This window comes from Streptomyces sp. NPDC060027 (genome assembly GCF_042737005.1).
In the GTDB taxonomy this organism is placed as follows: domain Bacteria; phylum Actinomycetota; class Actinomycetes; order Streptomycetales; family Streptomycetaceae; genus Streptomyces.
In genome coordinates, this window is sequence record NZ_JBHWVI010000054.1 from 1 (window position 1) to 15,943 (window position 15,943).

At 70.8% G+C, this 15,943-nt stretch carries 18 protein-coding genes; 9 read left to right on the forward strand and 9 right to left on the reverse strand.

Annotated elements, in window-relative coordinates:
* Positions 1 to 160 precede the first annotated feature (160 nt).
* Entirely contained in the window at positions 161 to 1,375 is a 1,215-nt protein-coding gene (locus tag ACFWBT_RS16240) for an MFS transporter (RefSeq protein ID WP_385700410.1), read from the forward strand.
* A gap of 16 nt (positions 1,376 to 1,391) precedes the next feature.
* Here the strand turns inward: ACFWBT_RS16240 and ACFWBT_RS16245 are convergent, their stop codons facing one another.
* The 3 genes from ACFWBT_RS16245 to ACFWBT_RS16255 all read right to left on the reverse strand — a co-directional run bounded on the left by ACFWBT_RS16245 (position 1,392) and on the right by ACFWBT_RS16255 (position 3,351).
* Positions 1,392 to 1,763 carry a VOC family protein gene (locus tag ACFWBT_RS16245; protein WP_385700412.1) on the reverse strand — a complete coding sequence of 124 codons (372 nt, stop codon included), beginning with the start codon at positions 1,761 to 1,763 and terminating at the stop codon, positions 1,392 to 1,394.
* Positions 1,764 to 2,171: 408 nt separating this feature from the next.
* A complete protein-coding gene (locus ACFWBT_RS16250; RefSeq protein WP_385700415.1) occupies positions 2,172 to 2,705 on the reverse strand; it encodes a GNAT family N-acetyltransferase in 534 nt (177 codons plus the stop codon).
* 166 nt (positions 2,706 to 2,871) lie between these two features.
* Positions 2,872 to 3,351, reverse strand: coding sequence for a MarR family winged helix-turn-helix transcriptional regulator (locus ACFWBT_RS16255; protein ID WP_385700417.1), 480 nt, complete (start codon positions 3,349 to 3,351; stop codon positions 2,872 to 2,874).
* A 71-nt stretch (positions 3,352 to 3,422) separates the two neighbouring features.
* On the opposite strand from ACFWBT_RS16255, the gene ACFWBT_RS16260 reads away from it, so the two are divergent.
* Together ACFWBT_RS16260 and ACFWBT_RS16265 are read left to right on the forward strand one after the other, a co-directional pair.
* Complete coding sequence (locus ACFWBT_RS16260; protein ID WP_385700420.1) at positions 3,423 to 4,262, forward strand: alpha/beta fold hydrolase; 840 nt, start codon at positions 3,423 to 3,425, stop codon at positions 4,260 to 4,262.
* A 133-nt stretch (positions 4,263 to 4,395) separates the two neighbouring features.
* Positions 4,396 to 4,656, forward strand: a complete 261-nt coding sequence (locus tag ACFWBT_RS16265; protein WP_266764715.1) for a hypothetical protein — start codon at positions 4,396 to 4,398, stop codon at positions 4,654 to 4,656.
* 194 nt (positions 4,657 to 4,850) lie between these two features.
* Here ACFWBT_RS16265 and ACFWBT_RS16270 read toward each other — a convergent pair whose 3' ends face one another.
* The gene (locus ACFWBT_RS16270; protein ID WP_385700423.1) at positions 4,851 to 5,822 is read right to left on the reverse strand and encodes an NAD-dependent epimerase/dehydratase family protein; all 972 of its coding nucleotides are present in this window, start codon (positions 5,820 to 5,822) and stop codon (positions 4,851 to 4,853) included.
* 114 nt (positions 5,823 to 5,936) lie between these two features.
* On the opposite strand from ACFWBT_RS16270, the gene ACFWBT_RS16275 reads away from it, so the two are divergent.
* On the forward strand, positions 5,937 to 6,878 hold the full coding sequence (locus tag ACFWBT_RS16275; protein WP_385700425.1) for a GlxA family transcriptional regulator: 942 nt from the start codon (positions 5,937 to 5,939) through the stop codon (positions 6,876 to 6,878).
* Positions 6,879 to 7,136: 258 nt separating this feature from the next.
* Complete coding sequence (locus tag ACFWBT_RS16280; RefSeq protein WP_385700428.1) at positions 7,137 to 7,649, forward strand: MarR family transcriptional regulator; 513 nt, start codon at positions 7,137 to 7,139, stop codon at positions 7,647 to 7,649.
* 14 nt (positions 7,650 to 7,663) lie between these two features.
* On the opposite strand, the gene ACFWBT_RS16285 is transcribed toward ACFWBT_RS16280, so the two are convergent.
* The 3 genes from ACFWBT_RS16285 to ACFWBT_RS16295 form a co-directional block, all read right to left on the reverse strand.
* Positions 7,664 to 8,122: an HGxxPAAW family protein gene (locus ACFWBT_RS16285; protein ID WP_385700431.1), complete on the reverse strand. Its 459-nt coding sequence runs from the start codon at positions 8,120 to 8,122 to the stop codon at positions 7,664 to 7,666.
* 259 nt (positions 8,123 to 8,381) lie between these two features.
* Positions 8,382 to 8,606, reverse strand: coding sequence for a hypothetical protein (locus ACFWBT_RS16290; protein ID WP_385700434.1), 225 nt, complete (start codon positions 8,604 to 8,606; stop codon positions 8,382 to 8,384).
* On the reverse strand, positions 8,603 to 9,232 hold the full coding sequence (locus ACFWBT_RS16295) for an AAA family ATPase (RefSeq protein WP_385700436.1): 630 nt from the start codon (positions 9,230 to 9,232) through the stop codon (positions 8,603 to 8,605). Before ACFWBT_RS16295 ends, ACFWBT_RS16290 begins: the two co-directional genes overlap by 4 nt.
* Positions 9,233 to 9,469: 237 nt before the next feature.
* Here ACFWBT_RS16295 and ACFWBT_RS16300 point away from each other — a divergent pair, with 237 nt between their 5' ends.
* Together ACFWBT_RS16300 and ACFWBT_RS16305 are read left to right on the forward strand one after the other, a co-directional pair.
* Positions 9,470 to 10,264 (forward strand): SDR family NAD(P)-dependent oxidoreductase, encoded by a 795-nt coding sequence (locus ACFWBT_RS16300; protein ID WP_385700439.1) that lies wholly within the window; start codon positions 9,470 to 9,472, stop codon positions 10,262 to 10,264.
* 411 nt (positions 10,265 to 10,675) lie between these two features.
* Entirely contained in the window at positions 10,676 to 12,286 is a 1,611-nt protein-coding gene (locus ACFWBT_RS16305) for a cation acetate symporter (RefSeq protein WP_385700441.1), read from the forward strand.
* 33 nt (positions 12,287 to 12,319) lie between these two features.
* On the opposite strand, the gene ACFWBT_RS16310 is transcribed toward ACFWBT_RS16305, so the two are convergent.
* Together ACFWBT_RS16310 and ACFWBT_RS16315 are read right to left on the reverse strand one after the other, a co-directional pair.
* Positions 12,320 to 12,793: an SRPBCC domain-containing protein gene (locus ACFWBT_RS16310; RefSeq protein ID WP_385700444.1), complete on the reverse strand. Its 474-nt coding sequence runs from the start codon at positions 12,791 to 12,793 to the stop codon at positions 12,320 to 12,322.
* Between the two features lie 55 nt (positions 12,794 to 12,848).
* Positions 12,849 to 13,646 (reverse strand): inositol monophosphatase family protein, encoded by a 798-nt coding sequence (locus tag ACFWBT_RS16315; RefSeq protein ID WP_385700447.1) that lies wholly within the window; start codon positions 13,644 to 13,646, stop codon positions 12,849 to 12,851.
* A 154-nt stretch (positions 13,647 to 13,800) separates the two neighbouring features.
* Here ACFWBT_RS16315 and ACFWBT_RS16320 point away from each other — a divergent pair, with 154 nt between their 5' ends.
* Entirely contained in the window at positions 13,801 to 14,787 is a 987-nt protein-coding gene (locus ACFWBT_RS16320) for an HAD hydrolase family protein (RefSeq protein WP_385700450.1), read from the forward strand.
* Between the two features lie 302 nt (positions 14,788 to 15,089).
* A complete protein-coding gene (locus ACFWBT_RS16325; RefSeq protein WP_385700453.1) occupies positions 15,090 to 15,866 on the forward strand; it encodes a polysaccharide lyase family 7 protein in 777 nt (258 codons plus the stop codon).
* The last annotated feature ends 77 nt before the right edge of the window (positions 15,867 to 15,943 follow it).

The following is a 15,943-nucleotide window of genomic DNA, read 5'->3' on the forward strand; positions in this document are numbered from 1 at the left end:
GGTCCGCCCTCCCGGTACAGGAGGGCGGACCGTGCCCCGTCCGTCACCCACGGGCGGGGGACCGGACGTTCCGGCGTACCGGATCGCGAGCACGCGCAGGGCCTCCCGTCGCGGCACGTCGGGGCGGACCACGGCGGCGTACGACGTTACTGTCGGCGGCATGGACGGTGATCGCCGAGGGTGGCGCCCATGCTTGCTCAGCGGGGCGGTGTTCGCCGTATGCATGGCCGGCACCACGCTGCCCACCCCTCTCTACGGCCTCTACCAGGAGAAGTTCGGATTCTCCGAGCTGATGGTCACCGTCGTGTACGCCGTGTACGCCTTCGGGGTCATCGGCGTGCTGTTGCTGGCGGGCAACGCCTCGGACTCGGTGGGCAGGCGTCCGGTGCTGCTGTGGGGCCTCGGATTCGCGGCCGCGAGCGCTGTCTGCTTCCTCTGCGCCACCGGACTGGGCTGGCTGTACGCGGGTCGGCTGCTGTCGGGGCTGTCCGCCGGTCTCTTCACCGGGGCCGCCACCGCGTACGTGATGGAACTGGCACCCCGGGGCGGCGCCGCCCGGGCCACCTTCGTGGCGACGGCCGCCAATATGGGCGGGCTGGGCTGCGGCCCCCTGCTCGCCGGGCTGCTCGCACAGTACGCGCCCTGGCCGCTGTATCTGCCGTTCGTCGTCCACCTCGTCCTGGTGGCCTGCTCGGCCGCCGTCCTGCTGCGGCTCCCGGAGACCGTGGGGGAACGCCGACCGCTGAGCACGGTACGACCACAGCGGCCCGGCCTGCCCCCGGAGGTGCGTCCGGTGTTCGGGCCGCCCGCGATCGCCGCGTTCGTGGGGTTCGCCCTGTTCGGCGTGTTCACGTCGGTCAGCCCGGCGTTCCTCACCGAGTCCCTGGACGTGCACAGCCACGCGGTGAGCGGGCTGATCGTCGCCCTCGCCTTCTTCGCCTCGACCGGTGGTCAGCTCGCCGTCGGCCGGGTCGGCGTGCGGCGGTCACTGCCGCTGGGCTGCTTCGCCCTCCTCGCCGGGCTCGCGCTGCTCGCGGGCGCGTTGCGCTGGGACCTGCTGGCACTGGTGGTGCTGAGCGCGATCGTCGGCGGAGGCGGCCAGGGGCTGGCCTTTCGCGGGGCGCTGGCCACCGTGGCGCAGGCGTCTCCCGAGCACCAGCGCGCCGCGGTGATCTCCACCCTCTTCGTCGTCGCCTACACGGGCATCTCACTGCCGGTGATCGGCGTGGGCGTGCTGGTGCGTCCGATCGGTCTGGAAGGCGCCGGGCTCGTGTTCATCGCCTGCATGGCCGTGCTGGTCTCCATCGCGGCCGTCTACCTGGTCCGACAGCCCGCGTCGGAGAGTACCCCGTCGCGTGAGTCGGGAGAGCGGTGACTGTCGTCGAAGGGTCCTAGCGGATGAGGGTCGCCTTCGGGCGGACCACGCAGAACTCGTTCCCCTCCGGATCGGCCAGCACGGTCCAAGACTCGTCGCCGCCCTGCCCGACGTCCGCTCTGCGGGCGCCGAGTGCGAGGATGCGCTCGATCTCCGCCTCCCTGTCCTCGGCCGCGGACGTCAGATCGAGGTGCAGGCGGTTCTTGACGACCTTGTGGTCCGTCACCGGCATGAAGCAGATGCCCACCGGGGCCGTCTCGTCCGGCCCGATCACGACCTCCCGCTCCCGCTCGGACAGGATCCGCCAGCGGAGCACCTCGGCCCAGAACCGGGCCAGGGCGGGGAGGTCGTGAGCGTCGATGACGATGTGATGCAGCGAGAGAGGCATGTCGGCCACTGTGCCCCGGTTCCGCCCGGACGGAACCCGGCAGGCGGCATATCGCCGTCAAGAGCCTGCCCCGCGGAGTTGACGCGGGGTCGGCTGCCGGACGGTGCCTCGCCGTCCCCGCCCGGCCGGGAGACGCGGCCGACTACTGCTGTTCGGCTCGGGAGGAGTGGCCCTTGTCCAGGTCCTCGATCGGACCCGGCTGATCCGGCCGCCACCCCAGCAGTTCGCGGGTCGCCGCGCTGGACGCCGGGCTGTCGAGGCCGAGGAAACCCGCCAGCCAGGTGAAGTGCTCGGCGGCGTCCTCCCGCAGTCCCTCCCGCAGTCCCTCCCGCAGTCCCTCCCGCAGTCCCTGCCGTCATCACCCGGGCAGAGGTGACGGCAGTGCTGGTCAGCTTCGGGCGGCGGGCGTCACGCCTGGAACTCGGTCAGATCGATGGCGTGGATGCTCAGCGGGAAGCCGTACACAGGGTGCGTCGTCTCGCTCTCCGGCTTCATGCCGAGCTTGCGGACGATGTTCTCCGAGGCCTCGTTGCCCATCCGGTTGATGCTGATGACACGGTCGAGTCCGCGGTCCTGGAGCGCGAACTCCAGGGTGGCGTGGGCGGCTTCGGACGCGTAGCCCTGGCCCCAGAACTGTGAGCCGAACCGCCAGCTGATCGCCACGGCGGGCAGGACCTCCGGCAGGTACTCCGGTACGGACAGTCCCGCGAAGCCGGCCATCTCACCCGAGCCCAGCAGCTCCACGGCGAAGAGGCCGAAGCCTTCCTCGTCCCATTCCTCTTCCCACCGCTCGATGTCCTCGGCCGTGTCGTCCAGGTCACGCACCGACCCGTCGTCGATCCAGCGCATGACCTGGGGGTCCGCGTTGATGTCCGCCATGGGGGCGAGGTCGTCGTCGTACCAGCGGCGGAGGAGGAGGCGGGGGGTGCGGATCTCGGTCATGACACCCATCCTGCCCTACGGGAGAAGCACCGGTCGGTGGCCAGGGTGCGGCGACGTACCGCTGCGAGCAGGGCCGCGAGGCGCGACCGGTCTGCCGACAGCCTGCGGGCACCCCGTCCGCAGTCACGGGCACCTCGTCGGCCGCCACGTGCGCCTTGTCGGCATGTCACTGCCCGCCGGAGCCGTCCCTCTGGTTCCGTCGCCCGGTGGCGGCGACGTCACGCATGGCCAGCAGAAAACGCCGCACCGTGGCCAGGTCCTCCTCGTCGAAGGTGCGCATCGACGCGACCATCTCGTCGATCAACGGACCGAAGAAGGACCAGCCCAGGGCGACGGCCTTGTCCGTGACGGTGAGCAGGACCCGCCGGCGGTCGCGGGTGTCCCGTTCCCGGCGGACGAGCTCCAGGCCCTCCAGCCGGTCGATCAGGGCTGTGGTCGACGCCGAGTTCACTCCCAGTTGCGCGCCGAGCCATCCGGGGGTGGCGGGCGTGTCGGCCCGGCCGGCGTCCAGGAGGTGGATCAGCGCGCGCACATCGGTGGGGTGCAGGCCATGGAGGCCGGCGAACTCGGCCGCGAAGAGATCGAGTTCCACGGTGACGGCTCGCAACAGATGGACCAGGTGCAGGTCCGGGTTCCGATCGTCCATGGTGTTCCTCCCGATGATATTATCTCGACCATCGAGACTATCGTTGGTCGAGCAATCATAGGGCGGCGATCATGGATGGCGAGGCAGGATTCCGGACGGCGTACGACACCGTCCTGCGCCAGTGGCCCGTCGAGGTCGAGAGTGTCGATGTGCCGTCTCCCTACGGCAGCACCCGGGTCCACATCACCGGCCCGAAGAACGGCACCCCGCTCGTGCTGCTGCCCGGCGGGGGCACCACCTCGGTCGTGTGGTTCGCCAACGTCGGGCCCTTGGCCGCCGCCTGCCGGGTCTACGCGCCTGACCTGATGGGCGACATCGGCCGCAGCGTCCACGACGGGGCGCCACTGCGCGGTGCCGATGACCTGATGGCGTGGCTCGACGCCCTCTTCGACGAGCTGCGCCTGGACGGCGCGCACCTGTGCGGCCACTCCTACGGAGCCTGGATCGCCCTGAACTACGCGCTGCACGCACCCCACCGGCTCGGCCGCCTCGCGTTGCTGGACCCCACCAACTGCTTCGCCGGGATGAGCCTCGGATACCTCGGTCGCGCGCTGCCGATGCTGCTCAGACCCAGCGCCGAACGGGCGGCAGCCTTCCACCGGTGGGAAACGAGCCGTACGCCGGAGAATCCTGCCTGGCAGGCGTTCCTGGGCAGCGCCGCCACCGCCCACCGGTCGAAGGTCGTCGCCATGCGACGCCCGAAGCCGGAAGACCTGACGGCCTGCGCCGTTCCGGCGCTGGTACTCCTCGCCGGTCGCAGCCGCGCTCACCAGGTGCGGCGCGTGGCCGCCGAGGCCCGGCGGCTCATGCCCGGGGCGACCGTCACTCTCCTTCCGAACGCGTCCCACCACTCCCTCCCCACGGAGGAACCGGTCGAACTCAACGATGTGCTGACGCGGTTCCTGGCCTGAGCGTTCAGCCGTTCTCGGGCCTCCGGGGCCGGCCGTTCTCGGGCCTCCTGGGCCCGCCCTGGAGCCTGAGCCTGTCCTGCCAGGCCGCGAGGGGTCGTAGTTTTGGACGGGTCGACGGGGGCAACCGGCCGTCATGGAGACGAATGACGGCACGGAAGAAGTGGTCGAGACCCAGGGGGACGAGCATCACGTCGTCCTCAGCGCCGACACCAACGGTGACGGCAGGACCGACGTATGGATGACCGACACCACGGGTGACGGCAAGGCCGATCTCTACCAGTTCGACACCACCGGCGACGGGGAGATCGACCTGACGATGGTCGAACGGGCCGACGAGCCCGGCGTCGACCGGGTCGTGGTCGAGGGCGACGGCGGCCACCCGATGGATACCTGAGCCTTCGTCAGGTCACGCGCAGTGCCGGGCGGGGCCAGGCGGTTGGCGGCAGCCCGCATCTCCGCCTCCCCTCCGGCGAGGGTGCGCACCGTCCGCGAGGTGCTGACGTCCGTGGCGGCCGGCTGGGGATGCGCGGGTGCTCGCCGAGGCGGACGGGTCGGCTGACCCCGGGACCTTCATTCCTGACCTGGGACTCAGCAGTTTCGAGTGCCTGACCGACCGTCAGAAGGGTGCTTGCAGGCCTCGGGCCGGCCGTGCTCCCCCGCCATCTCGTCGAGGACCGTATCGAGCGGCGTCGGCGCGATGTTCAAGGCCTCCGCGGTGAACGACGCATCGAGGATGCTGGGACGGTCGTACAGGTACAGCATCTCCGGGAACTCCGCCATGACTGAATCGGTCCGTCCGATCTCCTCCAACTCGGTCTTCGGCATGTGCGTCAGCTCGGGGCTGGGCACGGCGGCTGCCAGGGCCAGGTGTGCGGCCAGCTCGCGGACCGGCATCCGGGAGGTGGACGGAACGTGCCAGGCCCGGCCCCAGGATTTCTCGTTCCGGGCGGCGGCGATCAGCGTCCGGGCTGCGTCGGCGGTGTATGTCCAGCTGTGCGGGGCGTCGAGGTCTCCCGGGTACGAGACGGGCGCACCGGTCAGCACCTGTGCCCCCACCATGAGCGTGAACGGCGAGTACGCGCCCGCACCGAGGTAGTCGCTGGCCCGGACCTCGGTCACCCGCACCCGGCCCTCCTCGTGGGCGGCGAGTGCGTCGTGCCACATCTGGGCCCGGACGCGGCCCTTGACGCTGGTGGGCGCCATGGGAAGGTCCTCGGTGGAGGGCCCGTCAACGGGTCCGTAACCATAGGCGTTCCCGAGCATGACGTAGTCCGCTCCGCCACGTTCCGCTGCGGCCAGCAACGAGGCGGCCAGCGGTGGGAACTCGGACGGCCATCGGTCGTAGGCCGGCATGGCGCAGTTGAACAGGGCCGCCGCTCCGCGGGTCAGTTCGATCAGCCGCGCGGTATCGGTGGCGTCGGCGGTCACCCGGTCGATCCGATGGTGCGCAGGCCCGCTGCCCCGGCGGGTGACGAGCCGGACCTGCTCTCCGGCGTCCGCCAACAGCCGTGCGGCGGCCGATCCCGTGGCTCCGGCTCCGACGATGACGTACAAGGACACGTGTCCACTCCCTGGTCGACAGGCTGGGACCGGTCCGCCCCAACGCCCCTACCCTCCGCCACGGCTGATCCGTAGGGTAGTGGCCCGAATGCCAAACACCCGGAGGTTCGGGCCATGCGTCAGGTCGCCGTCGTCGCCGTGCCCCCTGCCACCACCTTCGACCTGTCGATTCCTGAGCTCGTCCTCGGCGAGACGACCATCGACGGCCGCCCCGGCTATCAGGTGCGCATCTGTACCGCCCACCCCGGTCCCGTCGCCACCAGCAGCATGGAGGTCACCGTCCGGCACGGGCTGGAGGCCGTCGACGACGCCGACACCGTCATCGTGACCGGAACCGGTGCCCGCGACGACATCGAACCGCGTCTTCTCGCGACGCTGCGCCACGCGTCAGCCGCGGGTAAACGCATCGCCTCGATCTGCACAGGAGCGTTCGTCCTCGCCCGAGCCGGGCTGCTCGACGGCCGCAGCGCCACCACCTACTGGGCCAAGTCCGAGGAGTTCTCCGCCCGCTTCCCCTCGGTCCGGCTGCGGCCCGATGTGCTCTACGTGGAGGACGGCAACGTCCTGACCTCCGCGGGGCTGTCCGCCGGCATCGACCTGTGCCTGCACCTGGTCCGTTCCGACTACGGCGCCGCGGCGGCCAACGCCGTCGCCAGACTGGTGGTGGCGGCGCCGGTGCGGCCCGGCGGGCAGGCACAGTTCATCGCGACCCCTCTGCCGCCCGAGACGGGCACCTCACTGGCCGCGACCCGGACATGGGCGCTCGATCGCCTGCATGAACCGCTCACCCGTGCCGACCTCGCCGCTCACGCGACGACCAGCGTCCGCACGCTGACTCGCAGGTTCCACGACGAAACAGGCCTGAGCCCGCTGCAGTGGCTTCTCCACCAGCGTGTGATCAGGGCGCAGGAACTCCTGGAGACAACGGACCTGCCGATGGGCCGGGTTGCCCAGCTGAGTGGCCTCGCCACCACGGACTCTCTGCGCCAGCACCTGTCGAGAAGGACAGGGCTCACGCCCAGCGCGTACCGTGCGGCGTTCACCCAGAATCAATAGGTCGGGGCGCCATGATGGCTTGAGTGTCGGCAGACCGCGGCACCTCGCGCGCAGTGGGGTCGCCGAACGGACCGAACGGACCGAACGGCTGTGGTGCCGCCCTGTCCGGGCCCGACCACCTGCCTGGAGCGTCCCCGTCCTCGTACACCCGCGCTCGTCGGTACGGGCGGCCTGGTCGGTGGCCCGGGCGGATGAACGTTAGGGTTTGTCCCGTCCGATTCGGCTTGGCGTGGTGATGTCATGGGTCATGGGTGATGCATGGAGGGCAAGGCGCGTCCCGAGGCGACCGCTGAGCAGGCGTTGTACGAGATGGACCGCCTGATCGCGCTGGCGCAGTTCGGGCAGCAGGACATCGCCGGACGGCTCGGGCTCAACATCACCGACCTGACCTGTCTCGGGTTCGTGATCGAGGCGTCCTTGGCCGGTGAGTCCCTGGGCGCGAGCGATCTCGCCGCGCGAGCCCGGTTGAGCACGGGCGCTGTCACCGGTGTGCTCAACCGTTTGGAGAAGGCTCGTTTCGTCCGCAGGGAGAGTGACCTGACGGACCGTCGACGGGTCTGGGTCGTGATGGACGAGTCCGCCCAGGCGCGCATCCTCGAGGTCTACGGCCCCTTCTACGAGCGTCTGCGCCTGCTGTTCGCCGACTTCACCCGCGACGAGGTCGCGGTACTGGCGGACTGGTTCGCCAAGGCCAGGACGGCGATGCAGGAGAGCCTGGACGACCTGCGCGAAGCCGCCCGGGCCGAGGGCCCGTCACCCGCACGGGACTGAGTGTCCGGGCGGACTCAGCGCTCGTCCCCGCCCCCGCCCCAGCCCTCGCTCCGTACCGCTGAAGCCTCGGCCGGCACGGCTGACCGGAGGCGGGTCGGCGCGCTCTCTCTGGGTGTACGCGCGGACGGCAGCGGCCTGCTCCCGGACGCGGCGGCGGCGCGGCGGGCGCCTGTTCGTCCGGCGATGCGGCAGCCGAGGCAGTCGGGGTGACCCTGGGCGGCTGCCTGGTCCCTGACGCGCCAGTTCTGCTCACGGACGGACCGGGGCCCGCTCGGCTTGCCCCAGCCGCACAGATGCAGCACCCAGGTGGCCGCCGCGGCGACGGTGATGACAGCCGCGCCGACCACGAGACCCGGTGTCGAGCCCCTCGTCATGGCGGCACCCGCGACACAGAAACCGATCACCGCGATGGCGGTTCCGGCCCATCCGGCGACGGTGTGGCCCAGGTCGTGCGTTCCATGCAGACCGCTCATGAGTCTCCTCTGAGTGGCGAGGCGAGAAGATTTACCTCGCGAGCTAAAATATCTGCCCGCCATCGTAGGACCACCGACGGGGGAGGGCAAACCGGTGGGGCGGGGGCCGGGGCGGTCATCTGTCGATGCCCCTCGCCCGGCCGGGCGATGCGCCGAACAGGCCGCCCGATCTCGCGGCCGTCCTGTGCCTCGCTCGCCGGGCGGGTCCTCGATGGGTCCTCGGCGGGCTCCCAGCGCCCCCGGGCGGGCGTCGACGTGCCTACGTGGTGCCCGTCAGCGGGCGCAGCACGGCCGCGCCGACGCGCAGGACCGCGGACACGGGTGGTCCCACCCACCGGGTCAGCTCGCGCGGCAACGCGGGGTCGAACTCGATCGTCACGCGGACGTATCGCGTGTGCAGCCGCGCGACCTTGGCATGGCGCGGTGCTGCGGGGTCCGGCTCCCGCTGCAAGGCGGCTCGGTAGGTGTCCCTGCGCTGATTCACATCGTGTCCTGACGCTTGATGAGCTCGTCCGCGAGATCCATGTACGCCGATCCCTTGACCTCGACAGGGCTGCCGAACGACTGGGAGTACAGGTCGAGTCGCGGAATGTGGGTGGACAGTACGTCGAAGCCGCGCTCGGTGAGCGCCTCGCGGGCGTCGGCGTCGGGACCGGTCCGCGTCGCGTCGGGACGGTTCGTACGGTTCAGCAGCACAGCGGCGCGGGCCGGCAGAGCCCGCAGGGACTGTACGTCGCCCATCTCGCCGCCGATGGGCGCCATCCGGTCCAGTTCGATGGGGGACGGGGTGACCGGAACGATCCACTCGCTCGCGTACCGCATGACGCCCCGGGCGATGTGGGCGTGGTCCTCCATCTGCGGCGCGTCGAACACGACGGCCCGCCGGTCGCCGAGGAAGTCGTTCACGCGCCGGTGCACGTCACCGACCGGAAGGGAGAACACCGGGAACGGAAAGCCTCCCGCCAACTCGCTCCACCGCAGCGCCGAGGAAGCGGGGTCACTGTCCACCAGCAGGGGTGAGAAGCCCGACTCGTGCAGCGCGTGGGCCAACCACACCGCGCTCGTCGTCTTGCCCACTCCGGGTTTCAGGTTCACAAAGGCATAGCTCATCGACACAAGCGGCAACGCTAGTGACCGCGAGGTCCGGGCGCCGTCGATGCGGGGCGTACCGTCCCATCCTTCACTCCGCCGCGCCGGTGAATCATTCCGATGGATCAACGCGGTGGCCGGGCCGCCACGGTGCGCGTGCCCCTCCCGTCCGCCATGCCGATGTCCGGGCCGTCCGTGATGATCGGACGGGGACGAGTGAGGTGCCCCGACTCTCCACGACGGCAATGGAGTGCGCTGATGGAGCTGAATCTTGCAGGACGGACCGCACTCGTCACCGGCTCGACACAGGGAATCGGCGCGGCGATCGTGCTGGGGCTCGCCCGGGCCGGCGCCCGCGTCGGTGTCAACGGGCGGGACGCGCGCCGGGTCGAGGAGGCCGTCGGACGCGCCCGGGCCGAGGCGCCCCAGGCGGACCTGGTGGCCGTGACCGCCGACGTCGGCACCGAGGAGGGCGCCGCCCGTGCCCTGGAGGCCCTCCCCGAGGTGGACATCCTGGTCAACAACCTGGGGATCTTCGGGGCCAGGCCGGCCCTGGAGATCAGCGATGACGAATGGCGGCGCTACTTCGAGATCAACGTGCTCGCCGCCGTCCGTCTCACCCGTCTCTACCTGCCCGGCATGACGGACCGGGGATTCGGACGCGTCCAGTACATCGCCAGCGACTCGGCGGTGGCCATCCCGGCGGAGATGATCCACTACGGCATGTCCAAGACGGCCCTGCTGGCCGTGAGCAGGGGATTCGCCAAGGCGGCCGCGGGTACGGGCGTCACCGTCAACTCCGTCATCGCGGGCCCCACGCACACCGGTGGCGTCGAGGAGTTCGTCTATGAACTCGTGGACCGCGACCTGCCCTGGGGCGAGGCGCAGCGCGCCTTCATGCGCGAATACCGCCCCCAGTCCCTCCTGCAGAGGCTGATCGAACCCGAGGAGATCGCCAACCTCGTCGTGTACCTCAGCTCGGAACAGGCGTCGGCGACGACCGGGGGCGCGGTGCGGGTCGACGGCGGATACGTCGACTCGATCCTTCCTTGAGACGGTCCGTCGCCCGGGCCTGAGGCGGTCCGTCGCCCAGGCCTGAGACGGTCCGTTGCTACGCGCCTCCAACAGTCCGAACGGGGGCCGTCCGGGCCGTGAGGGCGCCGGGCTGAGTGCCGGCGTTCGGGACGTACTCCTCCCACACGGGGGAGGGCTCGGGGGTGATGCCCGCGCCAGTTCCCCCGGCGGACCATGGTGTTGGGGTCGATTCACGGAGGCGTGCCGGGCTTGTGCTGCCGCACAAGTCCGCCCCCGTAGCGCTGTGCAACCGCCTCCCGAACGCGTCGGCCCCTGTACCCGGCGCGGGGCGGCTGATGCCATGCCCGGCATGTCTCCCGTATCTCCCTCACCTCCGGTCCCGGGCGCACCGACAGGACTGCACGCACCAGCGACATCGGAGCGCCACGCGTGAGCGCCGCCGACGGACAGTCGCTCGCCGTCGTGGTCTTCCTCGGGTTCGTCGCCGTGTCCCTGCTGCTGTGCGGGCTGGCGGCGGCCGACCTGGACGACCCCGAGCATTTTTACGCGGGCGGCAGCGCGGCCTTCGGACCGGTCGGAGGCGGGCTCGCCATCGCCGGTGACTACATCTCCGCGGCCACCCTGCTCAGTACCACGGGAGCGGTCGCCCTCGACGGGGTGGACGGCATCCTCTTCGCCTGCGCCACCATCGTCTCGCTCTATCTGGTCATGCGGATCCTCGGTGAACCCCTGCGCCGCGCGGGCGTGTTCACCCTGGGGGACTTCCTCGCCGACCGGCTGGGCGCCCCCTCCGTACGCCGGGCCCTCGGCGTCGCCACGCTCGTCGTCCTCTCTCCGTTGCTCCTGGTGCAGCTCTCCACGGCCGGTCGCATCATGGCGGCCATGTTCGGGCTCCCCGACGGCGCGCTCACCGGGTGCACCGTCGCCGGAGGCGCCCTGATGGTCTGCTACGCCGCGTTCGGAGGGATGCGCGGCATCGGATACGTACAGATCCTGAAGGTCGGTGTGGCCCTCACCGCCATGCTGCTGCTCGCCGGGATCGTCCTCGCCCGGTACGGATGGTCACCACCGGCCCTCTTCGACGCCGCCCGGGAGCGCTCCGGAGCGGGCGGCGACTATGTGACCCCCGGACTCCACTTCGGCCACTCCGTCGCCGGGCGCCTCGACCTGATCGGCTTCGAGGCCACGCTCCTGGTCGGCGCCGCGTGTCTGCCGCACATCACCATGAGGCTGTACCCGGTCCGGGACGCCCGCACCGCGCGGCGCGCCGTCGGCTGGGCGGTGGGCCCCGTCGCGGTGGTGTGCGCCGGAGTCGTGGTGGCCGGGCTGGGTGCCTGCGCCCTCATCGGGCGGGACCTGCTGCGGGCCGCCGACCCCGGGGGAGCGACCGCACTTCTGCTGGTGACGGGCGCTCTCGACCCGGTCGCCGGCGGTGCCCGGCACAGCATGCTGTTCGCGATCGTCGCCTGCGCCGTCTTCGCGACCACCCTCGCCGCGGTCGCGGGCATCACCCTGGCCGCCGCCTCCAGCCTGGCCCGCGACTTCGGCGGCCGGCCCGCCCACGGAACCGGGGGCCGCTCGGCGGCCGGGGAGATACGCCGGGCACGGCTGGCCATCGTCCTGGTCGGAGCCGTCGCCGTCGTCCTGGCGGCGAAGCTCGGGGACCGCGGCAGACTGACGCTGATCTCGTTGTCGTTCACCGTCGCGGCCTCGGTGCTCGCCCCGGTCCTGCTGTACGCGCTCTTCCTGCCCGGCCACTCCGCCACCGGCGTGCGCTGGACCGTCTACGGGACCCTTCCGCTGATCGTGCTGCTGCTGACCGGATCCCCCGCGGTGTCGGGCACCTCCATCGCGGTCTTCCCCGACGACGACTTCCACTGGTTCCCGCTCCAGACACCCGGGTTGGTCACCATCCCGGCGGGCTTCCTGCTCGGGCTCGTCGGTCGCACCCGTGCCCGCGCTTCCGAGCATCCCTGGAAGGAAGGGACCGGACCGGTACCGCCCGGACCGGGCAGATTCGATCCTGCGGGACGACCTTGAAGCTCCGCTCGGGGCCTGACGGAGTCGTCGACCTCACGCCCCCTCGTCCTGCTTCGACTCGACCAGCCGGGCCAGGTTGTCCAACGCCATGCGCGTTCCGGTCTCGTTGTCGGCGGCGGGCACCGCGTCCGGGACTCCCTCGTGCACGATGAGGACCTCGGTTACGCCGTCCACCTCGGTCAGCTCCGTGGTCATGGTCATCTCTCCGCGGAGCCCGGGATCGGCCGTCTCGAACTCGACGACCTCGACCACGCGTTCATCCGGGACGAGCTCCACGAAACGGCCGTGGTAGGTGTCGGTGTGCGCCTCCGACTTGCCGGTTCCGTTCGGTGCTTCATAGCTGAGCGAGACCCGGAACGCACCACCCTCGTGGGGCTCGAACGCATGGACCTCGCTGCGCATACCGGTCGGTACCCGCCACTTCGCGACGGCGTTCGCGTCCAGCAGTGCCCGGTAGACCTCTGCTCGCGAGGCGTTCACCCGTCGCGAGATTCGCGTCGTATACACGTGTTTCAGGCTACACAGGGCGGACGCCGCGAGTCGGCCGACTCCAGGGGCTCGGTCAGTTCTGGGCGCGGATCATCGTCATCAGCAGATCGTGGGTCTCGGCGTCGGCGGCCGCCACGAGCCCGCGGCCGTTCTCGCCGATCGGGGCACCGTCGATCCCCGTGACCACGCAGCCGGCGGCCCGGCACAAGGCGATACCGGCGGCGAAATGCACGCTTCCGGACAGGTCGCCGCCGTCGGTCACGTACGCGGCGCGCCTGCCTGCCGCGACCCAGGCCAACGCCAGCGTCGTGGAGACCACCCGCGGTCTGAACCGCTCCACGAACCCGGGGTGGGCGAGCAGGTCCACGGCTCGGAATCCGGGCGCGTTCGGAAACGGCGGGTCCAGGTTCACGTCGACCAACTGACTGGCGGGCGTGGGCGCGAGGCGCGTGTCGACCCCGCCGTGCCGGACCCAGGCTGCCTCGCCGTCGGTGAAGAAGACCTCATCGCCGAACGGGTCGGCCACCGCCGCCACCCCGTTGCGCAGAGCCACGTTGACCGCTACCAGCATGCTGCCGACGGCGTAGTTCAGGGTGCCGCACAAGGGATCGACCAGCCACCGGCGAGCGGCCCCGGCGGCTCCTTGCTGCCCGCCCTCTTCGCCGAGCACCGCGTCGTCGGGGCGCGCGGCACGCAGGACGCCCAGGATCGCCTTCTCCGCCAGCACGTCGGCCGTGGTGGCGAAGTCCCCGCCGCCCTTGTCGACGCGGGCGAGCCGTCGGCCGTACAGGCCGCGTACCACCTCCGCGCCGGAACGTGCCGCCGTCGTCGCGACCTCGGTGTCGCTCTTACGGTTGTACGAATCGATCATGATGTACAGACTATGGGGCGGACCGGGGCACGTGACGGTTTCTGGCCGAGTTCGCGCACCGGGGTGGTGGTCGAAGGCCTGGTCATGGAGCTCGGAGGCTCCCGTGTCCTGGGTCGGTACGGTCGCGGGGAAGTCACGGTGATGGGGGAGTCTGTTGGAACAGGATCGTGCGGTCCTCGGTGAAAGCGGTGTGCCGGCGGATGGTGAACCTCTCGGAGGCCAGGTCCTGGCCGGACGGCTGACCCGGCTCGCCGCCCCCGAGGACCGGACCGCCGGCCAGGACGGCCGTGGCGACCTGCACGTCTGCGATCTCGACGGCACGCTGCTGCGTTCCGACGCCACGCTCAGCTCGTTCGCGCGCGACGGTCTCAACCAACTCCTGGACGCCGGGCTCGCGTTGACCGTCGCCAGCGCGCGCAGCGCCGCCGCCATGGGGACACTGCTCGCCGGGGTGAGGCTGCGCCTGCCGGTCGTCGAACTCAACGGCGCCTTTCTCACCGACCTCGCCACCGGTCGTCACCTCGCGCACCGCACGCTCGACGCCGCCGCCGCGCTGGTCGCGATCGACACGCTGGAGGCGCTGGGCACCCAGGCGGTCCTCACCACCTGGGACGGCGCCGCCGACCACGTCCACTTCGGCACGGGACTGAACCCCGCGGCCACCTGGTACATCGACGAGAAGCGCGCGTACGGCGACCCCCGGCTGCGGCCCTGCGCCGACATCCGGGATGTCGTGCACGCCGAACACACCGCCGCGGTCATCGCCTTCGTGCCGGACCACCGGGCCGAGCGGACCGTGGCCGAACTGGAGAAGGCCCTGCACGGGAGTGCGGCGGTGCTCGCCGCCGCGAACCGGTACGTGCCCGGCTGGTCGGAGGTGCAGGTGGCGCATCCGGAGGCCGAGAAGGGGTGTGGCGTACGGAACTTGGCTGAGGCCGTCGGGATGGCGGACGCGCGCCTCACCGTGTACGGCGACCACCTCAACGACCTGCCGATGTTCTCCGTCGCCGACCGTCGGGTGGCGCCCGCCAATGCGCACCCGGATGTGCTCGCCCGCGCCACCGCGGTCACCGCGGCGAACGACGAGGACGGTGTGGTGCGGCACCTGCTGCGCGAGGCGGGTATTCCGCGTTCCTCGTGACCGAAGGCGTCGACGGCAGCGGACGTGCGAGATCCGCCTCGACCGGCCCAAGTCCCTTGATTCCAGGGCCGCCTGGCGCGCGACCTCTTGACGGAGCTGGTTCAGACCTTTACCGTCACGGCACGCGCGGGTTCATAGGTGAACTCGTTGTTCACCCACATGAACAATGACATGAACAGTGCCTTCCCTTGCCGTCTGCTCCGGACAGTCGGCGAGAGGGTCGTCACCGTCACCGGGCGGACCGGTTCACACCGGACCCGCGGAACGCCTTCCATCCCCCACGATCAGTGAAGGACGTCAACATGACCCGTTCCAGGCTTCTGACGGCGGCCACCGTCGCGGGCGTCGTCGTCGCGGCGACCGTCCTGGGCACCGGTGGCGCGGGCGCCGCCGATCCGGACGTCGCGCCCGGTGGCAACTTCGACCTGTCCGTCTGGCAACTGCAGGAGCCCGTGGGCTCCCCGGGCTCGCCCACCACCATCTCCTCTTCCAGGCTGCAGGGGGCGAACGGCTACCAGGACGCGTACTTCTACACCGACACCCGCGACGGCGCGATGACCTTCTGGGCGCCCGAGAAGGGCGTCACGACACCGAACTCCTCCTACGCCCGCTCCGAACTGCGGGAGATGAACCGCAGTGGCAGCGCGGCGAACTGGTCGCTGAGCGGCAGTCACCGGCTGAGCGCGACACTGCGGGTGGTGTCGGTCACCTCCAACGTGTGCGTCGGACAGATCCACCTCGGCTCCGGCGGATCGTCCACCAAACCGCTGGTGGAGCTGTACTACCGCTCCAGCGGTGACATCGTCGTCGGCACCGAGAACTCGCCGTCGGGCGGACAGACACCCCACACGGTGGGGCATGTGGCGGTCGGCAAGACGTGGACGTACACGATCGCCGTCTCCGGCGGCAACACCATCGATCTGACGGTCAACGGCAGCACCACGCACTACCCGATTCCGTCGTCGTTCTTCCCGTACAAGCAGTACTTCAAGGCCGGCTCGTACAACCAGTCGTCCTCCGACAGCACGACGAAGGGCGCGCGCGTCGCGTTCTACGGGCTGAACGTCTCGCACGGCTGACGGGCCGTGACGCACGGTCGGGCTGGCCCGCGGGCCTGCCCGACACCATCACCCGAGAGTGACTACCGCGGTGGAGC